Annotated in this window: 21 protein-coding genes; 10 read left to right on the top strand and 11 right to left on the bottom strand. The window is 64.6% G+C overall.

Going from position 1 to position 24,488, the window contains the following annotated elements; translation table 11 throughout:
* Positions 1–2 precede the first annotated feature (2 nt).
* Genes sufU through ACFULT_RS15640 form a run of 6 tightly spaced genes read right to left on the bottom strand, consistent with a single transcriptional unit; the run spans position 3 to position 6,073 of the window.
* Positions 3–494 carry a Fe-S cluster assembly sulfur transfer protein SufU gene (sufU, locus tag ACFULT_RS15665; RefSeq protein ID WP_378481848.1) on the bottom strand — a complete coding sequence of 164 codons (492 nt, stop codon included), beginning with the start codon at positions 492–494 and terminating at the stop codon, positions 3–5.
* On the bottom strand, positions 494–1,834 hold the full coding sequence (locus tag ACFULT_RS15660) for a cysteine desulfurase (protein WP_378481847.1): 1,341 nt from the start codon (positions 1,832–1,834) through the stop codon (positions 494–496). The genes sufU and ACFULT_RS15660 overlap by 1 nt, the downstream gene beginning before the upstream one ends.
* A gap of 2 nt (positions 1,835–1,836) precedes the next feature.
* Positions 1,837–2,613, bottom strand: coding sequence for a Fe-S cluster assembly ATPase SufC (gene sufC / locus ACFULT_RS15655; RefSeq protein WP_020110107.1), 777 nt, complete (start codon positions 2,611–2,613; stop codon positions 1,837–1,839).
* 29 nt (positions 2,614–2,642) lie between these two features.
* Positions 2,643–3,860: a Fe-S cluster assembly protein SufD gene (sufD, locus tag ACFULT_RS15650; protein WP_378481846.1), complete on the bottom strand. Its 1,218-nt coding sequence runs from the start codon at positions 3,858–3,860 to the stop codon at positions 2,643–2,645.
* The gene (gene sufB, locus ACFULT_RS15645; protein WP_019666341.1) at positions 3,861–5,306 is read right to left on the bottom strand and encodes a Fe-S cluster assembly protein SufB; all 1,446 of its coding nucleotides are present in this window, start codon (positions 5,304–5,306) and stop codon (positions 3,861–3,863) included.
* A complete protein-coding gene (locus ACFULT_RS15640; RefSeq protein WP_255122974.1) occupies positions 5,303–6,073 on the bottom strand; it encodes a metalloregulator ArsR/SmtB family transcription factor in 771 nt (256 codons plus the stop codon). Before ACFULT_RS15640 ends, sufB begins: the two co-directional genes overlap by 4 nt.
* A gap of 323 nt (positions 6,074–6,396) precedes the next feature.
* Between ACFULT_RS15640 and mptB the strand changes: the two genes are divergently transcribed.
* From mptB to ACFULT_RS15620, 4 genes are read left to right on the top strand one after another with little or no spacing between them, the layout of a single operon-like run.
* On the top strand, positions 6,397–8,052 hold the full coding sequence (gene mptB, locus ACFULT_RS15635) for a polyprenol phosphomannose-dependent alpha 1,6 mannosyltransferase MptB (protein WP_241483930.1): 1,656 nt from the start codon (positions 6,397–6,399) through the stop codon (positions 8,050–8,052).
* Positions 8,049–9,011 (top strand): ABC transporter ATP-binding protein, encoded by a 963-nt coding sequence (locus ACFULT_RS15630; protein WP_241483920.1) that lies wholly within the window; start codon positions 8,049–8,051, stop codon positions 9,009–9,011. The genes mptB and ACFULT_RS15630 overlap by 4 nt, the downstream gene beginning before the upstream one ends.
* Positions 9,008–9,808: an ABC transporter permease gene (locus ACFULT_RS15625; protein WP_037113204.1), complete on the top strand. Its 801-nt coding sequence runs from the start codon at positions 9,008–9,010 to the stop codon at positions 9,806–9,808. The genes ACFULT_RS15630 and ACFULT_RS15625 overlap by 4 nt, the downstream gene beginning before the upstream one ends.
* A 56-nt stretch (positions 9,809–9,864) precedes the next feature.
* Complete coding sequence (locus ACFULT_RS15620; RefSeq protein WP_052059557.1) at positions 9,865–10,848, top strand: heme A synthase; 984 nt, start codon at positions 9,865–9,867, stop codon at positions 10,846–10,848.
* Positions 10,849–10,967: 119 nt separating this feature from the next.
* On the opposite strand, the gene ACFULT_RS15615 is transcribed toward ACFULT_RS15620, so the two are convergent.
* A complete protein-coding gene (locus ACFULT_RS15615) occupies positions 10,968–11,351 on the bottom strand; it encodes a hypothetical protein (protein ID WP_037113202.1) in 384 nt (127 codons plus the stop codon).
* A 73-nt stretch (positions 11,352–11,424) separates the two neighbouring features.
* Between ACFULT_RS15615 and ACFULT_RS15610 the strand changes: the two genes are divergently transcribed.
* Entirely contained in the window at positions 11,425–12,390 is a 966-nt protein-coding gene (locus ACFULT_RS15610; protein ID WP_378481845.1) for a quinone oxidoreductase family protein, read from the top strand.
* Between the two features lie 7 nt (positions 12,391–12,397).
* Here ACFULT_RS15610 and ACFULT_RS15605 read toward each other — a convergent pair whose 3' ends face one another.
* Complete coding sequence (locus ACFULT_RS15605) at positions 12,398–13,429, bottom strand: heme o synthase (RefSeq protein ID WP_037113199.1); 1,032 nt, start codon at positions 13,427–13,429, stop codon at positions 12,398–12,400.
* A 293-nt stretch (positions 13,430–13,722) separates the two neighbouring features.
* Between ACFULT_RS15605 and tkt the strand changes: the two genes are divergently transcribed.
* From tkt to pgl, 5 genes are read left to right on the top strand one after another with little or no spacing between them, the layout of a single operon-like run.
* Positions 13,723–15,822, top strand: a complete 2,100-nt coding sequence (gene tkt, locus ACFULT_RS15600; RefSeq protein WP_378481844.1) for a transketolase — start codon at positions 13,723–13,725, stop codon at positions 15,820–15,822.
* Between the two features lie 3 nt (positions 15,823–15,825).
* Positions 15,826–16,950, top strand: a complete 1,125-nt coding sequence (gene tal / locus ACFULT_RS15595; RefSeq protein WP_037113195.1) for a transaldolase — start codon at positions 15,826–15,828, stop codon at positions 16,948–16,950.
* A gap of 3 nt (positions 16,951–16,953) precedes the next feature.
* A complete protein-coding gene (zwf, locus tag ACFULT_RS15590) occupies positions 16,954–18,510 on the top strand; it encodes a glucose-6-phosphate dehydrogenase (RefSeq protein ID WP_037113194.1) in 1,557 nt (518 codons plus the stop codon).
* Entirely contained in the window at positions 18,507–19,415 is a 909-nt protein-coding gene (gene opcA, locus ACFULT_RS15585) for a glucose-6-phosphate dehydrogenase assembly protein OpcA (protein ID WP_342585482.1), read from the top strand. Before zwf ends, opcA begins: the two co-directional genes overlap by 4 nt.
* Positions 19,408–20,157 carry a 6-phosphogluconolactonase gene (gene pgl, locus ACFULT_RS15580; protein WP_037113191.1) on the top strand — a complete coding sequence of 250 codons (750 nt, stop codon included), beginning with the start codon at positions 19,408–19,410 and terminating at the stop codon, positions 20,155–20,157. The genes opcA and pgl overlap by 8 nt, the downstream gene beginning before the upstream one ends.
* Positions 20,158–20,419: 262 nt before the next feature.
* Here the strand turns inward: pgl and ppc are convergent, their stop codons facing one another.
* From ppc to tpiA, 3 genes are all read right to left on the bottom strand, one after another.
* The gene (ppc, locus tag ACFULT_RS15575; RefSeq protein WP_037113190.1) at positions 20,420–23,251 is read right to left on the bottom strand and encodes a phosphoenolpyruvate carboxylase; all 2,832 of its coding nucleotides are present in this window, start codon (positions 23,249–23,251) and stop codon (positions 20,420–20,422) included.
* Positions 23,252–23,341: 90 nt separating this feature from the next.
* Positions 23,342–23,575, bottom strand: a complete 234-nt coding sequence (gene secG, locus ACFULT_RS15570) for a preprotein translocase subunit SecG (RefSeq protein WP_019666357.1) — start codon at positions 23,573–23,575, stop codon at positions 23,342–23,344.
* 126 nt (positions 23,576–23,701) lie between these two features.
* A complete protein-coding gene (gene tpiA / locus ACFULT_RS15565) occupies positions 23,702–24,487 on the bottom strand; it encodes a triose-phosphate isomerase (RefSeq protein ID WP_037113189.1) in 786 nt (261 codons plus the stop codon).
* Position 24,488 lies beyond the last annotated feature (1 nt).

The raw sequence follows: 24,488 nt of genomic DNA, 5'->3' as shown, positions 1-24,488 counted from the left end.
CCCTACGATCGTGCGGGTTCAACAGGCCCCGCTGTGTTCTCGTTCTGTGTCGGGCTCTCGTCCACTATTCGAACAACCGCGTCATTGAAAGCCATCCATCCCAGCAACGCGCACTTCACACGCGCGGGATACTTCGACACTCCGGCGAAAGCGATTCCGTCACCGATGACCTCCTCGTCACCCTCGACGGTACCCCGGCTGCCGACCATCTCGTTGAACGATTCGACGATCTTCAGCGCGTCCCCCACCGACTGCCCGACGACCTGATCGGTCAGCACAGACGTCGACGCCTGACTGATCGAGCACCCCTGACCGTCGTAGGACACATCGTCGACGGTGCCGTCATCGGAGATGTGCACGCGGAGCGTCACTTCGTCACCACACGTCGGATTGACGTGATGGACCTCGGCACCGAACGGCTCACGCAGGCCACGGCCGTGCGGATGCTTGTAGTGATCCAGGATCACCTCTTGATACATCTGCTCCATTCGCATCAAGCACCCCCAGCCTCTTGAGCCACTCCTGCAGGCTCCGCTCCCACCCCACTACGGGTCACTCCTGCAGGCTCCGCTCCCACCCCGAAGAACGTCTGCGCCCGGCGTATTGCATTCGCCAGGACAGCGACCTCGTCCACGGTGTTGTACAGAGCGAAGGACGCCCGTGCGGTCGCGGCAACGCCGAACCTGCGGTGCAGGGGCCAGGCGCAGTGGTGACCGACTCTGATGGCAACACCCTCGTCGTCGAGGATCTGCCCCAGGTCGTGGGCGTGGATCCCGTCCACGACGAACGAGACAGCGGAACCTCGGTTCACGTTCTCGGTCGGCCCGATCACGCGGACGCCGTCGATCGCTGCGAACTCGGCCAAAGTAGCTGCCACGAGGGTCTTCTCGTGCGCCGCAATGGCGTCGATACCGATGCGCTCGATGTACTGCACTGCCGCACCGAGTCCGACGACCTGCGATGTCATCGGCACGCCCGCTTCGAATCGCTGCGGCGGCGGGGCGTACGTCGTCTTCTCCATCGTCACGGTCTCGATCATGGAGCCGCCGGTGATGAACGGCGGCATCGCTTCGAGTAGCTCACGTCTGCCGTACAACACACCGACTCCGGACGGTCCGAGCATCTTGTGCCCGGAGAACGCCGCGTAGTCGACGTCGAGCGCGTGGAAATCCACGCTCATGTGGGGCACCGACTGGCATGCGTCGAGTACGACGAGCGCACCTACGGCCCGCGCTCGCCGCACCAGCTCGTCGACCGGCGCCACTGCGCCGGTGACGTTGGACTGGTGGGTGAACGCAACGACCTTCACGCGCTCGGTGAGCTCGAGTGAATCCAGGTCGATTCGTCCGTCCTCGGTCACGCCGTACCACCGCAGTGTCGCACCGGTTCGTCGTGCGAGTTCCTGCCACGGAACGAGATTGGCGTGATGCTCGAGCTCGGTGATCACGATCTCGTCGCCAGGACCGACCCGTCGATCGAACCGGTCGTCACCGAGCACGTGCGTCACGAGATTCAACGACTCGGTGGCGTTCTTCGTGAACACGACCTCGTCTACGTCGCAACCGACGAAGGATGCGATCAGCGCGCGGGCACCCTCGTACGCATCGGTGGCTTCTTCGGCGAGTTGGTGTGCGCCGCGGTGTACGGCCGCGTTGCACGTGACGAGGAAGTCCCGCTCCGCGTCGAGAACCTGCACCGGGCGCTGCGAGGTAGCCCCGGAATCCAAGTACACCAACCGTTTGTCGTCACGAACGGTCCTCGCCAGGATCGGAAAATCCGCGCGGATCGACGTGACGTCGAAGGCGCTGTCTTTCAGAGCAGCCGGCGCGACCATCCTCACGCTCCTGTCGGTGCAGCCTGAGTGAACCCTGCGTATCCGTTGGCCTCGAGCTCGTCGGCGAGCTCTGCTCCGCCGGACTGAACGATCTTGCCGCCGACGAACACGTGCACGAAGTCCGGCTTGATGTAGCGCAGGATGCGGGTGTAGTGGGTGATCAGCAGCACGCCGCCGTCCTCGCGCTCCTTGTACGTGTTCACGCCCTCGGACACGACACGGAGGGCATCGACGTCGAGCCCGGAGTCGGTCTCGTCGAGGATCGCGATCTTCGGCTTGAGCAGGCCGAGCTGCAGAATCTCGTGGCGCTTCTTCTCGCCGCCGGAGAATCCTTCGTTGACACTGCGCTCGGCGAATTCTTCCTTGATCTCGAGTTCGCCCATCGCGGTCTTGACCTCTTTGACCCAGTGACGGAGCTTGGGTGCGTCGCCACGCACGGCAGTTGCCGCGGTACGAAGGAAGTTGGACATCGAGACGCCGGGAACCTCGACGGGGTACTGCATCGCGAGGAAGAGTCCGGCGCGAGCACGCTCGTCGACGCTCATCTCCAGAACGTCCTCGCCGTCGAGAGTGATCGTTCCCGACGTGACGGTGTACTTGGGGTGGCCTGCGATGGCGTAGGACAGCGTCGATTTGCCGGATCCGTTGGGACCCATGATGGCGTGCGTCTCACCGGAACGCACCGTGAGATCGACGCCATTGAGAATGTCGATCGGCTCTGCGGTGGCATCGGAGTTCGCGACGCTGACGTGGAGGTCGCGGATTTCGAGCGTGGACATGAAAATTCCTTACGAAGTTCGATGAATGACTAGGCGCCGGTGACAGCGAGTTCGGTCTCGATCGCAGCGTCGAGACGCTCGCGGACCGCAGGAACCGGGATGCGGTTGATGATCTCGTGGAAGAAGCCGCGCACGATCAACCGTCGTGCGGCGTCCTCGGAGATGCCACGAGCGCGCAGGTAGAACAGCTGCTCGTCGTCGAAACGGCCGGTGGCGCTTGCGTGCCCGGCACCGAGGATTTCACCGGTCTCGATTTCCAGGTTCGGCACCGAGTCGGCGCGTGCACCGTCGGTGAGTACGAGGTTGCGGTTGAACTCGAACGTCGAGGTGTCCTCGGCTTCGGCGCGAATGAGGACATCGCCGATCCAGACTGTGTGTGCGTCGACTTTCCCCGGGCCTGCTTCGCCTTGCAGAGCGCCCTTGTAGAGCACGTTGGACTTGCACTTGGGTGCAGTGTGATCGACCAGCAGTCGCTGCTCGAGGTGCTGACCGGCATCTGCGAAGTAGAGACCGAGCAGCTCGGCGTCGCCGCCCGGCGCGTCGTAGTGCACCGTCGGGCTGACCCGAACCAGGTCGCCGCCGAGGCTGACGTTGAAATGTCGCAGCACTGCGTCACGACCGAGCCGGGCGTGGTGCGCCGCGACATGCACTGCGTCGGATTCCCAGTCCTGGATCAGCACGACCGTGAGCTGCGCGCTGTCGTCGACAACGAATTCGATGTTCTCGGCGTACGTTCCGCTACCGACCTGGTCGATGACGACGGTCGCGACGGCGAACCTCTCGAGCCGAATCTGCAGGTGCCCGTACGCGATCGCGTCGGCACCGGGGCCGGTGACGGTGATCTCGATGGGCTCGGCGACTTCGTTCTCCGAGGCGACGGTCACGACCGTCGCGTCGGAGAACGACGAGTACGCCTGCGCTGCAATGCGATCGGCCGGCACGCCGGCCACACCGATCCGAGCGTCGTCGCGGGCCACGGTCTCGACAGTCACGCCGGCGGCGTCGGACACCGTGATGTTCGCACCCGCCGTGGCAACCGCCGAGCCGTCGTGGAGCCCGCGAAGGCGCCGCAGAGGCGTGAACCGCCACAGCTCGTCCCGACCGGACGGAATTTCGAACGCGTTCACGTCGTAGGAGGTGAACTGGGCGCCCTTGTTGGCGACCAGCTTGGACTTGTCTTCACGAGCCGGATTCTCCGACGTCACTGCGTCGATCACACCGTTCGCGGGTACCGCTGGGTTGCTCACTTAACCGACCGATCCTTCCATCTGGAGCTCGATGAGCCGGTTGAGCTCGAGCGCGTATTCCATGGGTAGTTCGCGGGCGATCGGCTCCACGAAGCCGCGGACCACCATCGCCATGGCCTCGTCCTCGGTGAGACCGCGGCTCATCAGGTAGAAGAGCTGATCGTCGCTGACCTTCGACACTGTCGCCTCGTGGCCCATCGACACGTCGTCTTCACGGATGTCGACGTACGGATAGGTGTCCGAGCGCGAGATCGTGTCGACCAGCAGCGCGTCGCACTTCACCGTCGAACGCGAGCCGTGCGCACCCTTGTTGATCTGGATCAGACCTCGGTACGAGGTACGTCCGCCGCCGCGGGCCACCGACTTGCTGACGATGTTCGACGACGTGTGCGGCGCGAGGTGCAGCATCTTGGAACCGGTGTCCTGGTGCTGGTCCGGTCCGGCGAACGCGACCGACAGAACCTCACCCTTGGCGTACTCGCCGGTCATCCACACGGCCGGGTACTTCATGGTGACCTTGGAGCCGATGTTGCCGTCGATCCACTCCATCGTCGCGCCTGCCTCTGCCTTGGCGCGCTTGGTGACCAGGTTGTACACGTTGTTGGACCAGTTCTGGATGGTCGTGTAGCGGCAACGACCGCCCTTCTTCACGATGATCTCCACGACCGCCGAGTGCAGCGAGTCCGACTTGTAGATCGGCGCCGTGCATCCCTCGACGTAGTGCACGTATGCGCCCTCGTCGACGATGATCAGCGTCCGCTCGAACTGCCCCATGTTCTCGGTGTTGATGCGGAAGTAGGCCTGCAGCGGAATGTCGACGTGCACGCCGGGCGGCACGTAGATGAACGATCCGCCGGACCACACTGCGGTATTCAACGCGGAGAACTTGTTGTCACCGGCAGGAATCACGGTGCCGAAGTACTCGCGGAACAGCTCGGGCTGTTCCTTCAGCGCCGTATCGGTGTCGAGGAACAGGACACCCTGCGCCTCGAGATCCTCACGAATCGAGTGGTAGACGACCTCGGACTCGTACTGCGCCGCAACTCCGGACACGAGGCGCTGCTTCTCTGCCTCGGGGATGCCGAGCTTGTCGTACGTGTTCTTGATGTCCTCGGGCAGGTCGTCCCACGTCGCCGCCTGCTTCTCGGACGAACGCACGAAGTACTTGATGTTGTCGAAGTCGATGCCGTCGAGATCGGAACCCCAGTTGGGCATCGGCTTACGGTCGAAGGTCTTGAGCGCCTTCAACCGAGCCTCCAGCATCCACTCCGGCTCGCTCTTCTTCGCGGAGATGTCCCGCACGACGGCCTCGGACAGGCCTCGCTGCGCGCTCGCGCCTGCGACGTCCGAGTCCGACCAGCCGTAGCCGTAGTTGCCGAGCGAGGCAATGGTCTCGTCCTGAGTCATCGGCACTGCTGGTGTCACCTGATCTGGTGTGACGGTCATGCGAGCTCCTTCCGGAGGCTTGTGCGATGTCCGGTACTGGGCTGAGCACCGGACGGGGTGGAGGGGGTGGACAGATCGACTGGGTTGGTCAAGGGCACGTGCGTGGTGCAAGCGCAGTCACCGTTGGCGATGGTGGCCAGACGCTGCACGTGAGTACCGAGCAGCTCGGCGAAGGCCTCGCGCTCGGCGTGGCACAACTCGGGGAATTCGGATGCCACGTGCGACACCGGGCAGTGGTGCTGGCAGATCTGGACGCCGTTACCCACCACCCGCGTCGATGCAGCGAAGCCGGCCGCGGTGAACGCGTCGGCGATGCGATCTGCGGCCTCCTCGATGTCCGACGGCTCGTCGCCGCTGATCGGTTCGAGGTCCGCGACGATCGCGTCGACTCGCTGGCGCGCGAAAGTTTCGATCGCTGCGTCTCCGCCGATCTTTCGCAGCTGCCGCATCGCGGCACCGGCCAGATCGTCGTACGTGTGTCCCAGCTTGTTCCGCCCGGCCGCTGTCAACTGGAAGTGCTTGGCAGGGCGGCCTCGGCCTCGCTGCCGGAGGGCAGCGGCGGGCGCGACCCGAGCTTCTCCGTTGTCGATCAGGGCTTCGAGGTGACGACGAACACCGGCGGCGCTCAGACCGAGCCTGGTACCGATGTCCGACGCGGTGATCGGGCCCTCTTCGAGAAGTAGAGTCACCACAGCACTCCGGGTTTGACCTTCGTGGCCGACGCCGGAAGTGCCGACACCACCAGCAGGCGTGTGAGCAGGAGCGATTGTGCCGTTGCCGGCGCTTTCGCGTGCGCGCGCCGCGGTAGTCGTGGTTTTCACAACACCAGTGTGACGGAATTGATTGCACTGGTCCAGCAAGGGTGCCCTTCTTCACCTGGTGGCGTCACCAGGGAATATCGCAGGCCGAGCTCGTGTTGAGGTGCCGCTGTCATCCGAGAGGTCGAGTCGTTCGAGTGGCATGCATCGCGGCCGCGCGGCACCGCTACGCTCTTTTGGTGCCACCGACCGCTGACGAGCAGAACATCGAACCGAAGTCCGCGGTCTCCTCCGTCGACGTCGTGCGTCCGGTATCCGGTGTCGAGCGACGCGTGGTGCGGCCACTGCGTCGCCTGGTCGGGCTCGATGCCGATCAGCGTCAGTCGAGTGTGTCGATCCTTCACGGGGACGAGGCCGAATCACCCGGCCTGAATGCCACCGAGACCGGTCAGCTCCGCAGTATTCGCAGGTTCGGTGCTGCCGGCGCAATTCTGATGGCCGTGGGTGCTCTCGGCGCGGGTGCGCAGCCGGTGCTGCAGAACCCGGTTGTCGGCGTTCGAATCCTCAGCCTGCCGTCCCGGATGGCCACCACTGCGCTGACCGTGACGATGACCGGCACGGTGATGGTGGTGTTGGCCTGGCTGCTACTCGGCCGGTTCGCCGTCGGACGCCTGCGCGGCGGCACGGCTCCGCGGCGCTTGACGCGATCGCAGTTGGACAGAACCCTGCTGCTGTGGATTCTTCCGTTGTGTGTCGCTCCGCCGATGTTCAGCCGCGACGTCTATTCCTACCTCGCGCAGAGCGAGATCACTGCTCGAGGCCTCGACCCCTACGAGATCGGCCCTGCCGGTGCATTGGGCGTGGACAACGTTCTCACGAGAACTGTCCCCAACATCTGGCGTGAGACGCCTGCGCCGTACGGTCCGCTGTTTCTCTGGATGGGCCGCGGGATCACGTGGTTGACCGGTGAGAACATCGTGGCCGGGATCTTCCTGCATCGACTTCTGGCGATCGCCGGTGTCGCGCTGATCGTCTGGGCACTGCCCAGGCTCGCGAAACGGTGCGGTGTGGCTGCGGTGAGCGCCCTGTGGCTGGGCGCGGCGAATCCTCTCCTGTTGTTCCACCTGGTGGCGGGTATTCACAACGAAGCGCTGATGATCGGATTGATGCTGGCGGGTACCGAGCTCGCGCTGCGCGCCATCGAGTCCGCGGATCCATTGAAGAAGACATCCCTGCTCCTGTTGTTGTCCGGCGCTGCTCTGATCGCGCTTTCCTCGACGGTGAAAATCCCCTCGCTCATCGCACTGGGGTTCGTGGGCATGGCCCTCGCTCGCAGGTGGGGAGGCAGCTTCCGGGCGGTCGCGTCGGCTGCCGCTCTGCTGGGAGCGGTGAGCGTCGTCATCATCGTCGGCGTCAGCGCGGTCAGTGGTCTCGGATTCGGGTGGGTGCACACCCTCGGCACCGCGGGAGTCGTGCGGAGTTGGATGTCCATCCCCACCATTCTCGGCCTGGGCACTGGGTTCGTCGGCGTACTTCTGGGGCTCGGTGACCACACCACCGCAGTGCTCAGCCTCACGAGACCGATCGCAGCGCTCGTCGCCGGCTTCATCGCACTGCGAATGCTCGTCGCCGTGCTGAAGGGACGCCTGCATCCGGTCGGCGCCCTCGGAGTGTCGCTCGGTGCCCTCGTGTTGCTTTTCCCCGTCGTTCAGCCCTGGTACCTGCTGTGGGCGGTCACTCCCCTTGCCGCCTGGGCGACGACACGGGCGTTCCGCGGGCCCGCCATCGTCTTCTCGTCGATCGTCAGCGTCATACTGATGCCGAACGGCAGCGAGTATCTTCCGTTCCAGATCGTTCAGGCTGCACTGATGACCATCTTGACCATCGGCATCCTGTTCCTGCTCACACGTTCACGGCTGCCGTGGCGAGGCGAGACCGGACCACCGGAACCCGGTCGACCGGTCGGGGAATACGCTGGTTCCTCGTGATCGCCGGTGCGCAGACCAGAAGCGGGGCGTCGAACTCGACGCAGCCCGCAGTGCAGCTGACAGACGTGACCAAGACGTACGACGGCACCGTGGCCGTGGACGGACTCGGATTCACCGTCGAGCGCGCCCAGGTACTCGCCCTTCTCGGACCCAACGGCGCGGGCAAGACGACGACGGTGGAGATGTGCGAGGGTTTCGTCGCACCCGAGTCCGGCTCCGTGCGCGTGCTCGGCCTCGATCCGATCACTCAGTCGGCACAGCTACGGCCGCGCATCGGAGTGATGCTCCAGGGCGGAGGCGCCTACCCGGGTTCGAAAGCCGGCGAGATGTTGAAGCTCGTCGCCTCGTACTCGAACGACCCGCTGGACCCCGACTGGTTGCTGGACTGCCTCGGCCTCACGCAAGCGACGAAGACACCGTATCGGCGGCTGTCCGGTGGTCAGCAGCAGCGCCTCGCGCTGGCTTGTGCCATCGTCGGCCGCCCCGAACTGGTGTTTCTCGACGAGCCGACGGCCGGTCTCGACGCGCAGGCCCGTCTGCTTGTCTGGGAACTCGTCGACGCACTTCGTCGTGACGGAGTCAGCGTGTTGTTGACCACACATCTGATGGACGAGGCCGAGCAGCTCGCCGACGAACTCGTCATCATCGACAACGGCAAGATCGTCGCGTCCGGGACGGCATCGGAACTGACGAAGCAGGGAGCGGAGGGGCGACTGCGATTCAGCGCGCCCGCCGGGCTCGAATTGTCTTTGCTCGACGCGGCACTTCCGGCCGGGTACCACCCGGTCGAGGAAAGTGCCGGTTCGTACGCGATCGAGGGCGTGATCGAACCGTCGATACTGGTGACGGTGACGTCGTGGTGCGCCGAACAGAACGTACTGGCGACGGAACTGCAGGTGGATCAGCGACGGCTGGAAGACGTCTTCCTCGAATTGACCGGCAGGGAGCTCAGGAAATGACAGCTCGCAAAGACGTGCGGCTCGCGAGCAACAGGTTCGCCGAGGGACTGTTCGCACCGAAACCCGAACCCAGCTCGCCGATCACGATGTTGTCCGCTCAGGCGATGCTCGAGCTGAAGTTGCTTCTGCGCAACGGCGAACAACTGTTGCTGACGATGTTCATTCCGATCACCCTGCTGATCGGGCTCACGCTGCTGCCACTGGGTGCGATGGGCAACGAACCCGTGAATCAGGTCGTGCCCGCAGTGATGATGGTCGCGGTGATGTCCACGGCGTTCACCGGCCAAGCCATCGCCGTCGGATTCGATCGCCGCTACGGAGCACTCAAACGACTGGGTGCGACCCCACTGCCCAAGTGGGGAATCATCGCCGGCAAATCCATCGCCGTTCTGCTCGTGGTGATTCTGCAGTCCGTGGTTCTCGGCGGAATCGGGCTGGCCCTCGGCTGGCGGCCGGAGGTCACCGGCCTGCTGCTCGGCGCCGTGGTGATCGCGCTGGGTACGACGACGTTCGCCACCATGGGTCTGCTGCTCGGCGGCACCCTCAAGGCAGAGATCGTCCTGGCTCTCGCGAACATCCTCTGGTTCGTGATGCTGGGAATCGGCTCTCTCGTCGTTCTCGCCGACGACCTGCCGACGACCCTGCACACGATCGCACGATTGGTGCCGTCGGGCGCGCTCGCGGAAGCACTCGGCCAGGCGGTCACCGGTTCCGTCGACTGGTTCGGAATCGCCGTTCTTCTCGGATGGGCAGGACTGTGCGGCGTGTTCGCGAGTCGCTCGTTCCGCTTCACCTGAACGACCCCGCCGGGGTCAACGACAGCGTGTAGTTGATCGCCGTCTACCATCGCTACGTGCTGTATCGAGCGTATTTGCGCATTGTCGACCGCTTGCCGCTGCCCTCGGTGCGAGCGCAGAAGATCCTGGCGTTCGTCGTCATCCTGACTCAGGGCGGCATCGCCGTGACCGGCGCTGTAGTGCGTGTCACCGCGTCGGGTCTTGGTTGCCCGACGTGGCCGCAGTGCTTTCCCGGTAGCTTCACTCCCGTCGGAGTGTCCGAGGTCCCTGTACTCCACCAGGCCGTCGAGTTCGGCAACCGGCTTCTGACGTTCGTCGTCGTGCTCGCCGCGGCAGCCATCGTTCTCGCTGTCACCCGGGCGCGCAGACGCAACAACGTGATCCTGTTCGCGTGGTTCATGCCATTGGGAACGGTCGTTCAGGCGATCCTGGGCGGTATCACAGTACTGACCGGCCTTCTGTGGTGGACTGTCGCCATCCACCTCTTGGCCTCGATGGCCATGGTGTGGCTCGCGACCCTTCTGTACTTCAAGGTTGCCGAATCCGACGAGGACACCGTAGTCGTCAAGACTGTCCCCGAACCGCTACGCCTGTTGACGGGCCTCTCCGGCGTCGTCATGGCAGGTGTGTTGGTGGCTGGGACGATGTTGACGGGCGCAGGACCGCACGCCGGCGACAAGAGCATCGACGAACCCGTCCCTCGTTTCGAGGTGGAGATCGTCACACTCGTGCACCTGCACGCGCAGCTCCTGGTGGCGTACCTCGCACTCCTGGTCGGTCTCGGGTTCGGCCTGTACGCAGTCAAGGCGACGCAGAACGTGACGACGCGGTTGAAGGTCCTGATCGCCATCGTGGTGGCGCAGTCTCTCGTGGGGGTTGTCCAGTACCTGAACGACGTGCCTGCCGCGCTCGTGGCCATTCACGTTGCGGGGGCGGGCGCGACGACTGCCGCCACCGCCGCCGTCTGGGCGGCCTGCAGGGTACGTACACCCGGCGAGGGCCGGACCGCCGAACACGCCGAAAACCTCGGCCCTGCATGACCCCGAACCAACGAGAGGAGAGGTAGCCGGTCTCCCCCTCAGACGACCGACTACCTCTCCCACTTAGATTTGACGGACCCGAACCCCGATCGGTTCCACCTCCACCGAAATCTTTCGAACTATTTCTCCAGAGCCGCGTTACGCGCCTTCGGGAATCGAGTCTGGCGAGCAACCCATCCCGCCATTTTGCGGTAATGCCCGGGAGCAGGGGTGACTGCGCTGACGAGTTCGCGATCCCACTCCGATTCGGTCAAACCGTCGACGGCGGCGACGAGGGCGTGCGCGACGTCGTTGTTCTCGACGACCTGATCGCCCAACACGCCGTCGGCACCGACCAGGGTGACGCGCGTTCCGGCTCGTCCGATCGGTTGGATCACGACATTTCCGGTTCCGCCGTGCTCTCCGACGAACGCCTTGACTGCCGAGAGGGCACCCGCGGGCACCTCGACCTTCGGCTCGGCCGCGTCGGTCTCACGCGATGTTGTCTCTGTTTCGGTCGCCATACCCGAAGACGATACCGCTCGGTAACTTCGCGTGGCCAGAACCCCTGGGAATCGGCAGGTGTACAAAGACACCATGCGTGCACTGGAGATCCGTGAACATGGTGGACCGGAGGTCCTCGTCCCCGTCGACATCGCCGAGCCGACTGCCGGCCCCGGCCAGTTGCTCGTGCGGCTCGAAGCCGCAGGCGTCAACTACATCGACACCTACTACCGCACCGGCCTGTACAAGCGCGAACTGCCGTACGTGCCCGGAGACGAGGGCTCGGGGGTGGTGGAGTCCGTCGGCGACGGGGTCGGCGAGTTCGTCGTCGGTCAGCGCGTTGCCTGGGCGACCGCGCCGGGTAGCTACGCCGAGAAAGTGATCGTTCCGGCGTCGGCCGCGGTAGCGGTACCCGATGGTGTTCCAGCCGAACAGGCCGCATCCGCACTCCTGCAGGGCATGACGGCCCACTATCTCCTGAACTCGACCTACCCGGCCGCTGCGGGCGACACCGTGCTCGTGCACGCGGGAGCGGGTGGCGTCGGGCTCATCCTCACCCAACTCGCCGTCGCGGCGGGTGTTCGCGTGATCACGACGGTATCGACGGACGCCAAGGCCGAGCTGTCCCGACAAGCGGGTGCTTCGGAGGTCCTGAAATACAGCGACGACGTCGCAGCGAAAGTACGAGAATTGACCGACGGGGACGGCGCACACGCGGTGTACGACGGTGTCGGCGCCGCGACGTTCGAGCAGAGCCTCGCCTCGCTGCGCATACGTGGGACGCTCGCACTGTTCGGCGCAGCCAGCGGCGCGGTTCCGCCGTTCGATCCGCAGCGGCTCAACGGCGCCGGATCACTGTTCCTCACCCGGCCGACGCTGGCCCATCACTTACGAGATCGCAGCGAACTCGAATGGCGTGCGGGCGAGGTGTTCAAAGCGATAGCCGACGGAATTCTGACCGTTCGGGTGGGTGCGGTGCACCCGTTGTCCGACGCAGCGACGGCGCATACCGAGCTGGAAGGTCGCCGCACGACCGGCTCGGTCGTACTCGTTCCGTGAGAACGGCTCAGGAAAGGAGCTGGCTCACAGTGTCCCACCCGACGACCGAGTCCACGGCCAGACCACAGAACACCAGCGCCAAGTACTCGTTCGACAGGATGAACAACTTCAGCGGCTTGACCGGGGTGCCCGCGCGCACCCCGGCATACAGCCGGTGCGCCACGACGAGGAACCAGATTCCCGACGCGAGAGCGACCGCCGCGTAGATGACTCCCGAACCGGGCGCGAGTGCAAACGTCGCGACGACGGTGGCCCACGCGTACAGGACGATGTGCTTGGTCACCTTCGTTTCCGACGCCACTGCAGGCAGCATCGGGACATTGGCCGCCTGGTAGTCCTCCTTGTACCGAAGCATGAGGGCCCAGGTATGCGGCGGGGTCCAGAGGAAGATCACGAGGAACATGACAACGGCCTGCCAGCCGATCGTCCCGGTGACCGCGGACCAGCCGATCATCACGGGCATGCAGCCCGCGGCGCCGCCCCAGACGACGTTCTGAGACGTACGACGCTTGAGGACGAGGGTGTAGACGAAGATGTAGAAGCAGATGGTGACGACCGCGAGGATGCCGCTGAGCAGGTTTGTCGTGAACCACAGCCAGAAGAACGAGACGATTCCCAGGGTGACACCGAACACGAACGCGTGCGACACCGGCATCGCGCCACGCGCGAGCGGGCGTTTGGCTGTGCGAGCCATCACCTTGTCGATGTCCGCGTCGGCGACCATGTTGAGACAGTTGGCCGACGCGGCGGCCAGCATTCCACCGAACAAAGTGGTCAGGATCAGACCTGGCTGTACCTGGCCGCGATCGGCAAGAAGCATTGCCGGGATGGTTGTGACGAGCAGAAGTTCGATGACACGAGGCTTGGTCAGCGCGACGTACGCCATGACGAGTGCAAGCGCCCGCCGAGAAGCCGACTTCGCCGGCTCAGCTGAACCGTCCCGATGCCCGTCCTCGGTTCCACCAGCGGATCCGTCGTGCTCGGGATGACTGGGACCGCCTGCGAATCCGTGGCCGCCCGGCTGCTGCCCAATTCGCACTACGTCTCCTTGCACGGGCTCGACACTCATGAACGAGCAGCACGCACACCGGCACAAGACGTGAGGCGAGCGCACTACTACAAGCGATGGTAGACGTGAACCACCTGCACTCCAATTCTCAGGGCACCCAAAGTGAAGAGACAGAGCCCCGTGACGACACAGCCCGGGGCTCGATGGGGGGAAGGCACGACAGCCGACGCGGACGGAACTAGGCTGGTAGTCGACGTGTTTCGATCTGCGACTGATCGAGCGCGTTCTGCCTCACTCGTACGAATGTCAGGAGATCTCTGCTCGTGTCGATCACAGACGATATTGACGTCCTCACCACAGCGCACCATCCCAGCGACTGGACGGACCTGGACACCAGGGCGGTCGACACTGTCAGAGTCCTCGCTGCCGATGCAGTGCAGAAGGTCGGCAACGGCCACCCCGGTACAGCGATGAGCCTCGCCCCGCTGGCCTACACCCTGTTCCAGCGGACCATGCGTCACGACCCGAACGACACGCACTGGATCGGGCGCGACCGATTCGTTCTCTCCTGCGGACACTCGAGCCTGACGCTGTACCTGCAGCTGTACTTGGGTGGCTTCGGCCTCGAACTCGTCGACATCGAGTCGTTGCGCACGTTCAAGTCCAAAACTCCAGGTCACCCGGAATTCCGCCACACGGACGGCGTGGAGATCACCACCGGACCTCTAGGCCAGGGATTGGCCTCCGCGGTGGGTATGGCCATGGCGTCGCGTCGCGAGCGTGGCCTGTTCGATCCCGAGCCCGCGCTCGGGACGAGTCCGTTCGACCATTTCATCTACGTCATCGCATCCGACGGCGACATCGAAGAAGGTGTGACCTCGGAGGCGTCGTCGCTCGCCGGCACCCAGCAGCTCGGCAACCTCATCCTGTTCTACGACGACAACAAGATCTCCATCGAACACGCCACCGACATCGCGCTGTCGGAGAACACCGCCGCACGCTACGAGGCGTACGGCTGGCACGTCCAGGTAGTCGAAGGCGGCGAGAACGTCACTGCCATCGAGGAAGCAATCGAGGCTGCGAAAGCCGTGACCGACAAGCCGTCGATCATCGTGCTGCGCACCATCATCGGCTACCCGGCGCCGACGATGATGAACACCGGCGCTGTACACGGCGCCGCCCTCGGCGACGAGGAAATCGCCAAGGTCAAGAAGGCACTCGACTTCGACCCGGAAAAGACCTTCGAGGTCACCGACGAGGTCATCGTCCACACGCGCGGCCTGCAGGAGCGCGGCCGCAAGGCACACGCGGAGTGGAACACGGAGTTCGACGCGTGGGCTGCACGTGAGCCCGAGCGTAAGAAGTTGCTGGATCGCCTGACCGCGGGCGACCTCCCCGAGGGCTGGACCGACGTCCTGCCGACGTGGGAGCCCGGCAGCAAGGCAATCGCGACCCGCGCCGCGTCCGGCGACGTTCTGAGCGCGGTCGGACCTGTTCTTCCGGAACTCTGGGGCGGATCCGCCGACCTTGCCGGCAGCAACAACACCACGATCAAGGGCGCGAAGTCCTTCGGGCCGACGTCCATCTCCACCGACGATTGGGATGCCGAGCCCTACGGACGGACTCTGCATTTCGGTATCCGTGAGCACGCGATGGGCTCGATCCTGTCCGGCATCGTCATGCACGGGCCGACTCGGGCGTACGGCGGAACCTTCATGCAGTTCAGTGACTACATGCGTCCCGCTGTCCGGCTCGCGTCGTTGATGGACATCGACCCGATCTACGTCTGGACGCACGATTCCATCGGCCTCGGTGAAGACGGCCCGACGCATCAGCCCGTCGAGCACCTTGCCGCCCTGCGCGCCATTCCCAACCTGTCCGTCGTCCGCCCGGGTGACGCCAACGAAACGGCGTACGCCTGGCAGTCGACCCTCGCTCGATCCAGCAGCAGCGGCCCCGTCGGCCTGGCGCTGACACGTCAGGGCATCCCGGTTCTCGAGGGCACCAGCTACGAGGGAGTCTCGAAGGGCGGGTACGTCCTCGTCGAGTCGTCGAAGGCTGCTCCGGACGTGATCCTGATCGGAACGGGTTCCGAGCTCCAGTACGCGGTCGAGGCACAGAAAACTCTGGAAGCCCAGGGAATCGCCGCACGGGTCGTATCCATGCCGTGTGTCGAGTGGTTCAACAGCCAGGACCAGAACTACCGCGACCAGGTGCTTCCGCCCACGGTCAAGGCGCGCGTCTCCATCGAGGCGGGCATCGCGATGCCGTGGTACCCGATCGTCGGCGGCTTCGGCGAGATCATCTCGCTCGAGCACTACGGCGAATCGGCCGACGCCAAAACGCTCTTCCGCGAGTACGGATTCACGGCCGACGCAGTGGTCGCCGCCGCGCAGCGCTCCATCACCAATGTGAAGGGATAACCCATGACCCAGAACAAGAACCTCGCAGACCTGTCCGCAGCAGGCGTATCCGTCTGGCTCGACGATCTGTCCCGCGACCGCATCACCTCCGGGAACCTTAAGGAGCTCATCGACAGCAAGAGCGTCGTCGGTGTCACCACCAACCCGTCGATCTTCCAGGCGGCTCTGAGCAAGGGTGATGCGTACGACGCTCAGGTCACCGAGCTCGCCGAGCGCGGAGCGGACGTCGACGCGACGATTCGCACCGTCACCACCGACGACGTGCGCAACGCTTGCGACATCTTTGCTCCGATCCACGAGTCCTCGGCAGGCGTCGACGGACGAGTATCGATCGAGGTCGATCCGCGTCTGGCCCACGACACCGAGAAGACGATCGCGCAAGCCGTCGAGCTGTGGAAGATCGTCGACCGGCCCAACGTGCTGATCAAGATCCCCGCGACCGAGGCAGGTATCCCTGCGATCGCCAAGGTCATCGGCGAGGGCATCAGCGTGAATGTCACGCTCATCTTCTCGGTCGAACGCTACGAGGCCGTCATCGGCGCGTATCTGGAGGGCTTGGAAGCTGCACGTGCGGCCGGCCACGATCTGTCGAAGATTCACTCCGTTGCCTCGTTCTTCGTCTCACGTGTCGACACCGAGATCGACGCTCGGCTGGACAAGATCGGCACGCCCGACGCCGAGGCGCTCAAAGGCAAAGCCGCACTCGCCAACGCTCGCCTGGCGTACGTCGCCTACCAGCAGGCGTTCGAGGTCGGGCCCCGCTTCCACGAGCTCGCAGGCTCGGGAGCACGCCCGCAGCGGCCGCTGTGGGCCTCCACCGGGGTCAAGAACCCGGCCTACCCCGACACGCTGTACGTAACCGACCTGGTATCGCCCAACACGGTCAACACGATGCCGGAGAAGACTCTGGATGCCGTCGCCGACCACGGCGAGGTATCGGGAGACACCATCTCCGGTAAGGGCCCCGAATCCCAGGAGGTCTTCGACCAGCTGTCCGCGATCGGAATCGACGTGACGGATGTGTTCCTCACTCTCGAGAACGAGGGCGTGCAGAAGTTCGAGGCGTCTTGGAGCGAGTTGCTCGAAGCCACCGGCGAGCAGCTGCGTCAAGCAGGCCAGAAGAGCTGAGACGTGGCCACCGCAGAAACCGATCAGAAGGATTCCGCGGAGTGGCACAACCCACTTCGCGATCCACGTGACAAGCGTCTTCCGCGGATCGCGGGGCCCTGCAGCCTCGTGATCTTCGGTGTCACCGGCGACCTCGCCCGTAAGAAGCTCATGCCTGCGGTGTACGACTTGGCGAACCGGGGGCTCCTGCCCCCCGGTTTCGCCCTCGTCGGATTCGCGCGGCGAGAGTGGGAGAACGAGGACTTCGCGCAGATCGTGCACGACGCGGTCCGCGATCACGCCCGCACGCCGTTCAGCGAGGAGGTGTGGAACACCCTCGCGGAGGGATTTCGATTCGTTCAGGGATCGTTCGACGACGACGCGGCGTTCGACAGCCTGTCGGCCACGCTCGCCGAACTGGACGAAACCCGCGGCACCGGGGGAAATCACGCCTTCTACCTGTCGATCCCTCCCGGCGCCTTCCCTGTCGTTCTGGAACAGCTCTCCCGCTCCGGCCTCGCTCAGCGTGAGGAAGGCAAGTGGCGCCGAGTCGTCATCGAGAAGCCGTTCGGGCACGATCTGGACAGCGCCAAGGAACTGAACGCGGTCGTGAACAGGGTGTTCCCCGAGGACACCGTCTTCCGCATCGATCACTACTTGGGCAAGGAAACCGTCCAGAACATTCTGGCTCTGCGCTTCGCGAATCAGTTGTTCGATCCCATCTGGAATGCCCACTACGTCGACCACGTGCAGATCACGATGGCCGAGGACATCGGATTGGGCGGTCGCGCAGGGTATTACGACGGTATCGGCGCGGCCCGGGACGTCATCCAGAATCACTTGCTGCAGTTGCTGGCGATCACGGCGATGGAAGAACCGGTGAGCTTCAGCCCGTCGGAGCTGCAGTCGGAGAAGATCAAGGTTCTCTCCGCCACCAAGGCCGCCGAACCGTTCGCCGAGACCACCGCCAGGGGTCAGTACGCAGCCGGGTGGCAGGGCAGCCAGAAGGTCAAGGGGCTCAAGGAGGAAGAGGGATTCGACCCCGAGTCGAACACCGAAACCTACGCCGCCATCACACTCGAGGTCGACACGAGACGCTGGGGCGGAGTTCCGTTCTATCTGCGGACCGGAAAGGCTTTGGGACGCAGGGTCACCGAGATCGCCATGGTGTTCAAACGCGCGCCACACCTGCCGTTCGATGCCACCATGACCGAGGAACTCGGCCAGAATGCGCTCGTCATCAGGGTCCAGCCCGACGAGGGCGTGACCATGCGATTCGGTTCGAAGGTGCCTGGGTCGAGCATGCAGGTCCGCGACGTCAGCATGGACTTCAGCTACGGTCAGGCCTTCACCGAATCTTCACCGGAGGCGTACGAACGGCTCATCCTCGACGTACTGCTCGGCGAACCGTCATTGTTCCCCGTCAATGCCGAGGTCGAGTTGTCCTGGAAGATCCTGGATCCGATCCTCGACTTCTGGGCGTCGGGCGGCACCGCTGAGCCGTACGAGGCAGGCACCTGGGGTCCGGAGACAGCCGACGAGATGATGCAACGCACCGGACGCGAATGGAGAAGGCCGTGATTGTCGACATTCCTTCGACGACGACAGCCGAGGTGGGAAAGCAACTGGTCTCCCTCCGGGAGTCGGGCGGTGCCGTGACCATCGGGCGCGTGCTGACGCTGATCGTCGTCAGCAAGGACGCCACGAAGGCGGAGTCCGCGATCGAAGCGGCGAACGAGGCGTCACGGGAGCATCCGTGCCGCGTCATCGTGCTGATCCACGGAGACCGGTCCGCGGAGTCGAGCCTCGACGCGCAGATTCGTGTCGGGGGCGACGCAGGAGCGTCCGAGGTCGTCGTCCTTCGCCTCAACGGCGAACTGGCGGATCACGAACACAGCGTCGTCATACCGTTTCTGCTGCCGGACACCCCGATCGTCGCCTGGTGGCCCAACGAAGCACCTGCCGTTCCTGCTCAGGATCCCTTGGGCCGGCTCGCAATTCGCCGTATCACCGATGCGACCAATGCACCGGACACGACGGCGGCGATCAAGAGCAGGTTGTCCAGTTACACCGACGGAGACACCGACCTGTCGTGGAGCCGAATCACGTATTGGCGTGGGCTACTCGCCACGGCCCTGGATCAGGCACCGCACGAATCCGTCGTCTCCGCGGTGGTGTCGGGTCTGGCCGAGGAGCCTGCACTGGACATCCTCGCCGGTTGGCTCGCTGCCAAGCTGGAGGTACCGGTCCATCGTCGAACGGGCGAGCTGAAGGTCGTGTTGGATCGCGAGACCACCAGCATCTCGATCACCCGTCCGCAGACCGGAAAGACGGCCACGCTGCGCAGAACCGGCCAACCCGATGCGGAGGTCGCGCTCGCTCGACGTGGAACCCGCGAGTGTTTGGCCGAGGAGCTCAGGCGCCTCGATACCGACGAAATCTACGAACTGGCCTTGAAGGGTCTGTCGAAGGTGAGCTATGAGTAAGAAATCCGTCCTGCAGTTTCTCGACGCCCAGTCACTGGTCGACGCAGCTCGATCCCGCTTCGTCGACGTGGTCGTGGCGGCTCAGGCCGAACGCGGCGTCGCGTCGGTCGTGCTGACCGGCGGCGGCACCGGCGTCGCGCTTCTGGAGGCTCTCCGCGCGGATTCCGGAGCCATCGACTGGGGACAGGTCGACGTCTACTTCGGCGACGAACGTTTCCTTCCCGCAGGCGATTCCGAACGCAACGAGGTGCAGGCCTCGCAGGCTCTACTCGATCATGTGGGTGTGCACCCGGACCGAGTGTTCCGCATGGCGGCGTCGGACGGTCCACACGGCAGCGATCCCGAGGTGGCTGCGGCAACGTACGCGCAGATCCTCGGCGCCCGCTCCAACGGTGAGCACACGCCGGAATTCGACGTGCACCTGCTCGGTATGGGCGGTGAGGGACATATCAATTCGCTGTTCCCGCACACCGACGCCGTTCGCGAACAGCATCGGTACGTGGTGGCCGTCGAGGATTCTCCGAAACCGCCGCCGGTACGAATCACGCTGACGTTGCCTGCCGTCCGACGTGCGAAGCACGTGTGGCTGTTGGTCTCCGGGGACGCCAAGGCGGACGCGGTGGCCGCAGCGGTCGGCGGCGCCGACTCCGACGACGTCCCGTCGGCGGGGGCGGTCGGATCGGAATCGACCGTGTGGTTCCTCGATGCAGGTGCGGCGTCGAAGCTGGAGAACAGCAACTAGATTCGAGCAGCGGCAGACGACCCGGCGGCGCCGGTACCCGATTCGTCACGGGGTACCGGCGCCGTCGGCGTCCGAGTCGCGTGTGCTCGCTGTGTCGTCCGCGTCCTTCTCTGTCGGTGGTGTCCGACGCGCCGACCGGGCAGAACGGTACGCCGAGCCGTCGCGCCAGGACTTGGCGTCTGTTCTGCACTGCCTCATACCTAGTCAGACGCAGCCGACACGGCGCCGGTTCCCGACTCGATCAGGACTGAGCCGTACGTGACTAGCCGCTGTTGCGCAGGGCCGTCGCCAGACCGTTCATCGTCAGCAGGATGCCGCGTTTGACTCGCTCCTCCTCGTCACCGGCACGGTAGCGTCGCAGCATCTCGACCTGCATCTGGTTGAGGGGCTCGAGGTACGGGAACCGGTTGTGCACCGACCGTTCCAGGGCAGGATTGTCCTCGAGCAACCTCGAGTGACCGGTGATGGAGAGGTACATCTCGATGGTTTTCGCGTGCTCTGCTTCGATCATTCCGAAGATCCTGGTGCGCAGTTCCGTGTCCGGGACGAGTTCGGAGTAACGAGCAGCGATCCCCAGATCCGATTTGGCCATGACCTGCGCGAGGTTCGACAGCACCGTTTGGAAGAACGGCCACTTCCGGTACAGGTCCGTCAGTACCGCCAGCTTGTTCTCGTCGCCGCCGACCCATTCCTCGAACGCCGTACCGGTTCCGTACCAGCCGGGCAGCATCACACGGCACTGGCTCCAGGACATCACCCATGGGATCGCGCGCAGGTCGTACACCGAATTGGTCGGCTTGCGTGAGGCGGGGCGGCTTCCGATGTTGAGCTCCCCCACCTCCGCAACCGGAGTGGACATTCGGAAGTACTCCACGAATCCAGGCTCCTCGTGCACGAGCCGACCGTACGCAGCGCGGGCTTTCGCAGCCAGGTCGTCGAGCACCTCGTAGGCAGGCTCGGCACCGTCGCCGAGACCTTCCACGTCGAGCAGGGTCGATTCGAGCGTGCCTGCCACCAGCGATTCGAGGTTGCGACGAGCCATGGACGGCTCGGCGTACTTGGCGGCGATGATCTCGCCCTGTTCGGTCAGACGCAGGGACCCCTGCACGACGCCCGGAGGCTGCGCGAGGATGGCGTCGTAGCTCGGGCCGCCACCGCGGCCGACGGTGCCACCTCGACCGTGGAAGAGTCGCAACCGAATTCCGGTCTTGCGCGACGCCTCGAGCAGATCCAGTTCGGCGCGGTACAACGCCCAGTTCGCCGCGAGGTACCCGCCGTCCTTGTTCGAGTCGGAGTACCCGAGCATCACTTCCTGGTTCATACCGCGGCCCGCGACGAGAGCTCGGTAGACCGGAACGTCGAGGGTGGCCACGAGTGTGGCTGCGCCTTGCTGCAGGTCCTCGATGGTTTCGAACAGAGGCACTACGCCCACAGTCGACGTCGGCGCGGATCCGTCGGTGCCGGGGTCGAAGATTCCGGCTTCCTTCAGCAGCAGGGCGGCTTCGAGCATGTCGCTCACCGACTGGCACATGCTGATGATGTAGTTCTGGATCGTGTCGGGCCCGAGGTGATCGATGGCTATCTTCGCGGCGCGGACGATGCCGAGTTCCTTGGTCGCGAGTTCGCTCAGCTGGGCCGTCGGGCCCACGAGGGGCCGTCGAGTGGTCAGCTCCCGTGCCAGCAGAGCGACCCGTTCGTTCTCGTCGAGCGAGGCGTAATCGGAGTGAACACCGGCCCATGCCAGGAGTTCGGCAACGACTTCCTCGTGCGTCTCCGAGTTCTGGCGCATGTCCAGTGCCTGCAGGTGGAAGCCGAACGTCTCGACTGCTTGGCGCAGCGCCAGTAGACGGTCGTCGGCGATGAGAGCATCACCGTCGGCACGCAGCGCTCGGTCGATCGTGTCGAGATCGTTCAGTACGTCCTGGGGCGCGGCGTACGGGGTGGACCCGACATCGAGGCCGGCGACGGGAACGGAGTCGAGAACCCGCGCGGCGGTGGCCGTCAGCCGTGCTCGGATGCCGCGCACGGCGACGCGATACGGTTCGTCGTTTCGCGTGTCGGCCGGATCGCCGGATTCTGCCGCCAACGTCAGCAGTTCGTCGCTGACCGCGACGAGTCGCGCGGACATCGACAGTTCCTTCTCGAGCGCGACGAGCTCGTCCAGATAGTGGGCGAACGCGGTGTACCCGGCCTGATGTGTGGCGGTGTGTACGACCTCGGCTGTGACGTTCGGATTTCCGTCGCGGTCTCCGCCGATCCACGAACCGGGACGAAGAATGGGCTGCGGCAGCAGGTCACTCGACGGCCACCTCTGCCGCAGGGCCTGACGTACGTCGGCGTTGAGTGCCGGAATGACGTCGAACAGAGACGTCTCGAAGTAGCGGAGGCCGACCTCGATCTCGTCCTGGATACGGAGCCTGGACAACCTGATCAGGGCCGTCTCCCACAGAGTGAGGACCTGGCGACGGATCTGAACATCTACCGCAGCAAGCTCTTTGGCAGCGCTCGACGCGTTGTTCGCTGCCGCGGACGAGGCAACCTCGCGCCGCCGCATGAGCTCGGTGATCCTGGATTGAACGTCGAACACCGTGCGTCGACGCGTTTCCGTCGGATGCGCAGTGATGACCGGCGCCACGAGCGCATCGGTCAGTGCATCGGCCACTTGCTGCTGAGTGAGGTCGGCAGTATCGAGTTTGATCCACGTCGCGTCGAGACTGCTGTCCTGCGGCGGATCCTCGCGATCGAGGTGAATTGCGCGGCGACGCTCGCGGTGCAGATCCTCGGCGAGATTGGCCAGCAGCGAGAAGTGGCTGAACGCGCGGATGAGCGGGACTGCCTGCGACACATCGAGGTCGGCGTAGATCCCGAGCGAATCGTCGCGCTCACCCTCCGAGCGACGGACGGCGAAGGATTCGACTCGGGCACGCTCGACGAGGTCGAACACGGCTGGGCCCTCGTGCTCGCGGATGATGTCGCCCAGAATGCCACCGAGGTATCGAATGTCTTCCCGCAGCGGCTCGGTCAACTCACGACCTTGCGTCGTGGGTGTGACGAAGGCGGGAGATCCTGACGACTCCAAAGGGGTTTCGCTCATCCCCCGATTATCGTGCACCCACCGGTGTCATGCAGCCCGAGGTCCTGTACGGGCCCGGTACCGCAACATGATATGTAAGGACAAATCGGATCAGGAGAACTTGATCTCCAGACCGATTCCGAGGATTGCGATCAGCCACACGACGCCGGTGAAAATGGTCAACCGATCCAGGTTCTTCTCCACGACCGTCGAGCTCGACAGAGACGACTGGACACCACCGCCGAACAGACTGGACAGGCCGCCGCCCTTGCCCCGGTGCAGCAGCACCAGCAGAATCAGCGCCAAACTGGTGACCACCAGCAAAATATCCAGGAACAGTTCCATGTCCGCCTCACAATAGTCTCAGCTCACAACCCGTGACAGCCTACCTGCACGACGCACACTGCCGTGCCACCGCCTCGGTGGCGGTAACACGGCAGTGTCCGATCTGTTGCTCGATCAGCTGTGCGATCAGGGCAGAGGGCCACCCGCGGCGATGGCCGACAATGTGGCGAACTCGTCCGCTTTGAGGGAAGCTCCACCGACGAGTGCACCATCGACGTCGGGTTGGCCGACTATCTCACCCACGTTCTTCGCGTTGACGGAGCCGCCGTAGAGGACTCGAACGCCTGCCGCCACCTCGGCGGAGGCGAGCGTCTTCAGCTCATCGCGGATTGCCGAGCACACTTCCTGCGCGTCGGCGGCACTGGCAACTCGGCCGGTGCCGATGGCCCACACCGGCTCGTACGCGACCACGACCTTCGCGATGTCCTCGGCCGACAACCCGGCCAGCGAACCGCGAAGCTGCGTGATGTTGTACGAGACGTGCTCGCCCGCCTCACGGATGTTGAGACCTTCACCGATGCACACGATCGGTGTGAGTCCGTGCTTCAGCGCAGCCTTGGTCTTGGCCGCGACCGCGGCGTCGTCCTCGCTGTGCAGGGTGCGACGCTCGGAATGCCCGACGACGGCGAACGTGCAACCGAGCTTCGCGAGCATCGACCCACTGATCTCACCGGTGTATGCGCCGGACTCCTGTGCGGAGACGTCCTGGGCGCCGTAGGTGAGCAGGAGCTTGTCGCCCTCGATGAGCGTCTGCACACTGCGGATGTCCGTGAACGGCGGAATGACCGTCACATCCACCTTGTCGAAGTACTTCGCGGGCAGCGAGAACGCGATCTTCTGCACCAGCGAGATGGCCTCGAGGTGGTTCAGATTCATCTTCCAGTTGCCTGCGATGAGCGGCTTACGTGCCATG

Source organism: Rhodococcus sp. NPDC057297 (genome assembly GCF_042667435.1).
Taxonomy (GTDB): domain Bacteria; phylum Actinomycetota; class Actinomycetes; order Mycobacteriales; family Mycobacteriaceae; genus Rhodococcoides.
This window is presented reverse-complemented; position numbering and strand designations above follow the sequence as displayed.

Excerpts from the sequence above, each read along its gene's own strand:
- sufU (WP_378481848.1), bottom strand. The coding sequence starts at position 494 with ATGCGAATGGAGCAGATGTATCAAGAGGTGATCCTGGATCACTACAAG.
- ACFULT_RS15660 (WP_378481847.1), bottom strand. The coding sequence starts at position 1,834 with ATGGTCGCGCCGGCTGCTCTGAAAGACAGCGCCTTCGACGTCACGTCG.
- sufC (WP_020110107.1), bottom strand. The coding sequence starts at position 2,613 with ATGTCCACGCTCGAAATCCGCGACCTCCACGTCAGCGTCGCGAACTCC.
- sufB (WP_019666341.1), bottom strand. The coding sequence starts at position 5,306 with ATGACCGTCACACCAGATCAGGTGACACCAGCAGTGCCGATGACTCAG.
- ACFULT_RS15625 (WP_037113204.1), top strand. The coding sequence starts at position 9,008 with ATGACAGCTCGCAAAGACGTGCGGCTCGCGAGCAACAGGTTCGCCGAG.
- ACFULT_RS15615 (WP_037113202.1), bottom strand. The coding sequence starts at position 11,351 with ATGGCGACCGAAACAGAGACAACATCGCGTGAGACCGACGCGGCCGAG.
- ACFULT_RS15610 (WP_378481845.1), top strand. The coding sequence starts at position 11,425 with ATGCGTGCACTGGAGATCCGTGAACATGGTGGACCGGAGGTCCTCGTC.
- tal (WP_037113195.1), top strand. The coding sequence starts at position 15,826 with ATGACCCAGAACAAGAACCTCGCAGACCTGTCCGCAGCAGGCGTATCC.
- pgl (WP_037113191.1), top strand. The coding sequence starts at position 19,408 with ATGAGTAAGAAATCCGTCCTGCAGTTTCTCGACGCCCAGTCACTGGTC.
- ppc (WP_037113190.1), bottom strand. The coding sequence starts at position 23,251 with ATGAGCGAAACCCCTTTGGAGTCGTCAGGATCTCCCGCCTTCGTCACA.
- secG (WP_019666357.1), bottom strand. The coding sequence starts at position 23,575 with ATGGAACTGTTCCTGGATATTTTGCTGGTGGTCACCAGTTTGGCGCTG.
- tpiA (WP_037113189.1), bottom strand. The coding sequence starts at position 24,487 with ATGGCACGTAAGCCGCTCATCGCAGGCAACTGGAAGATGAATCTGAAC.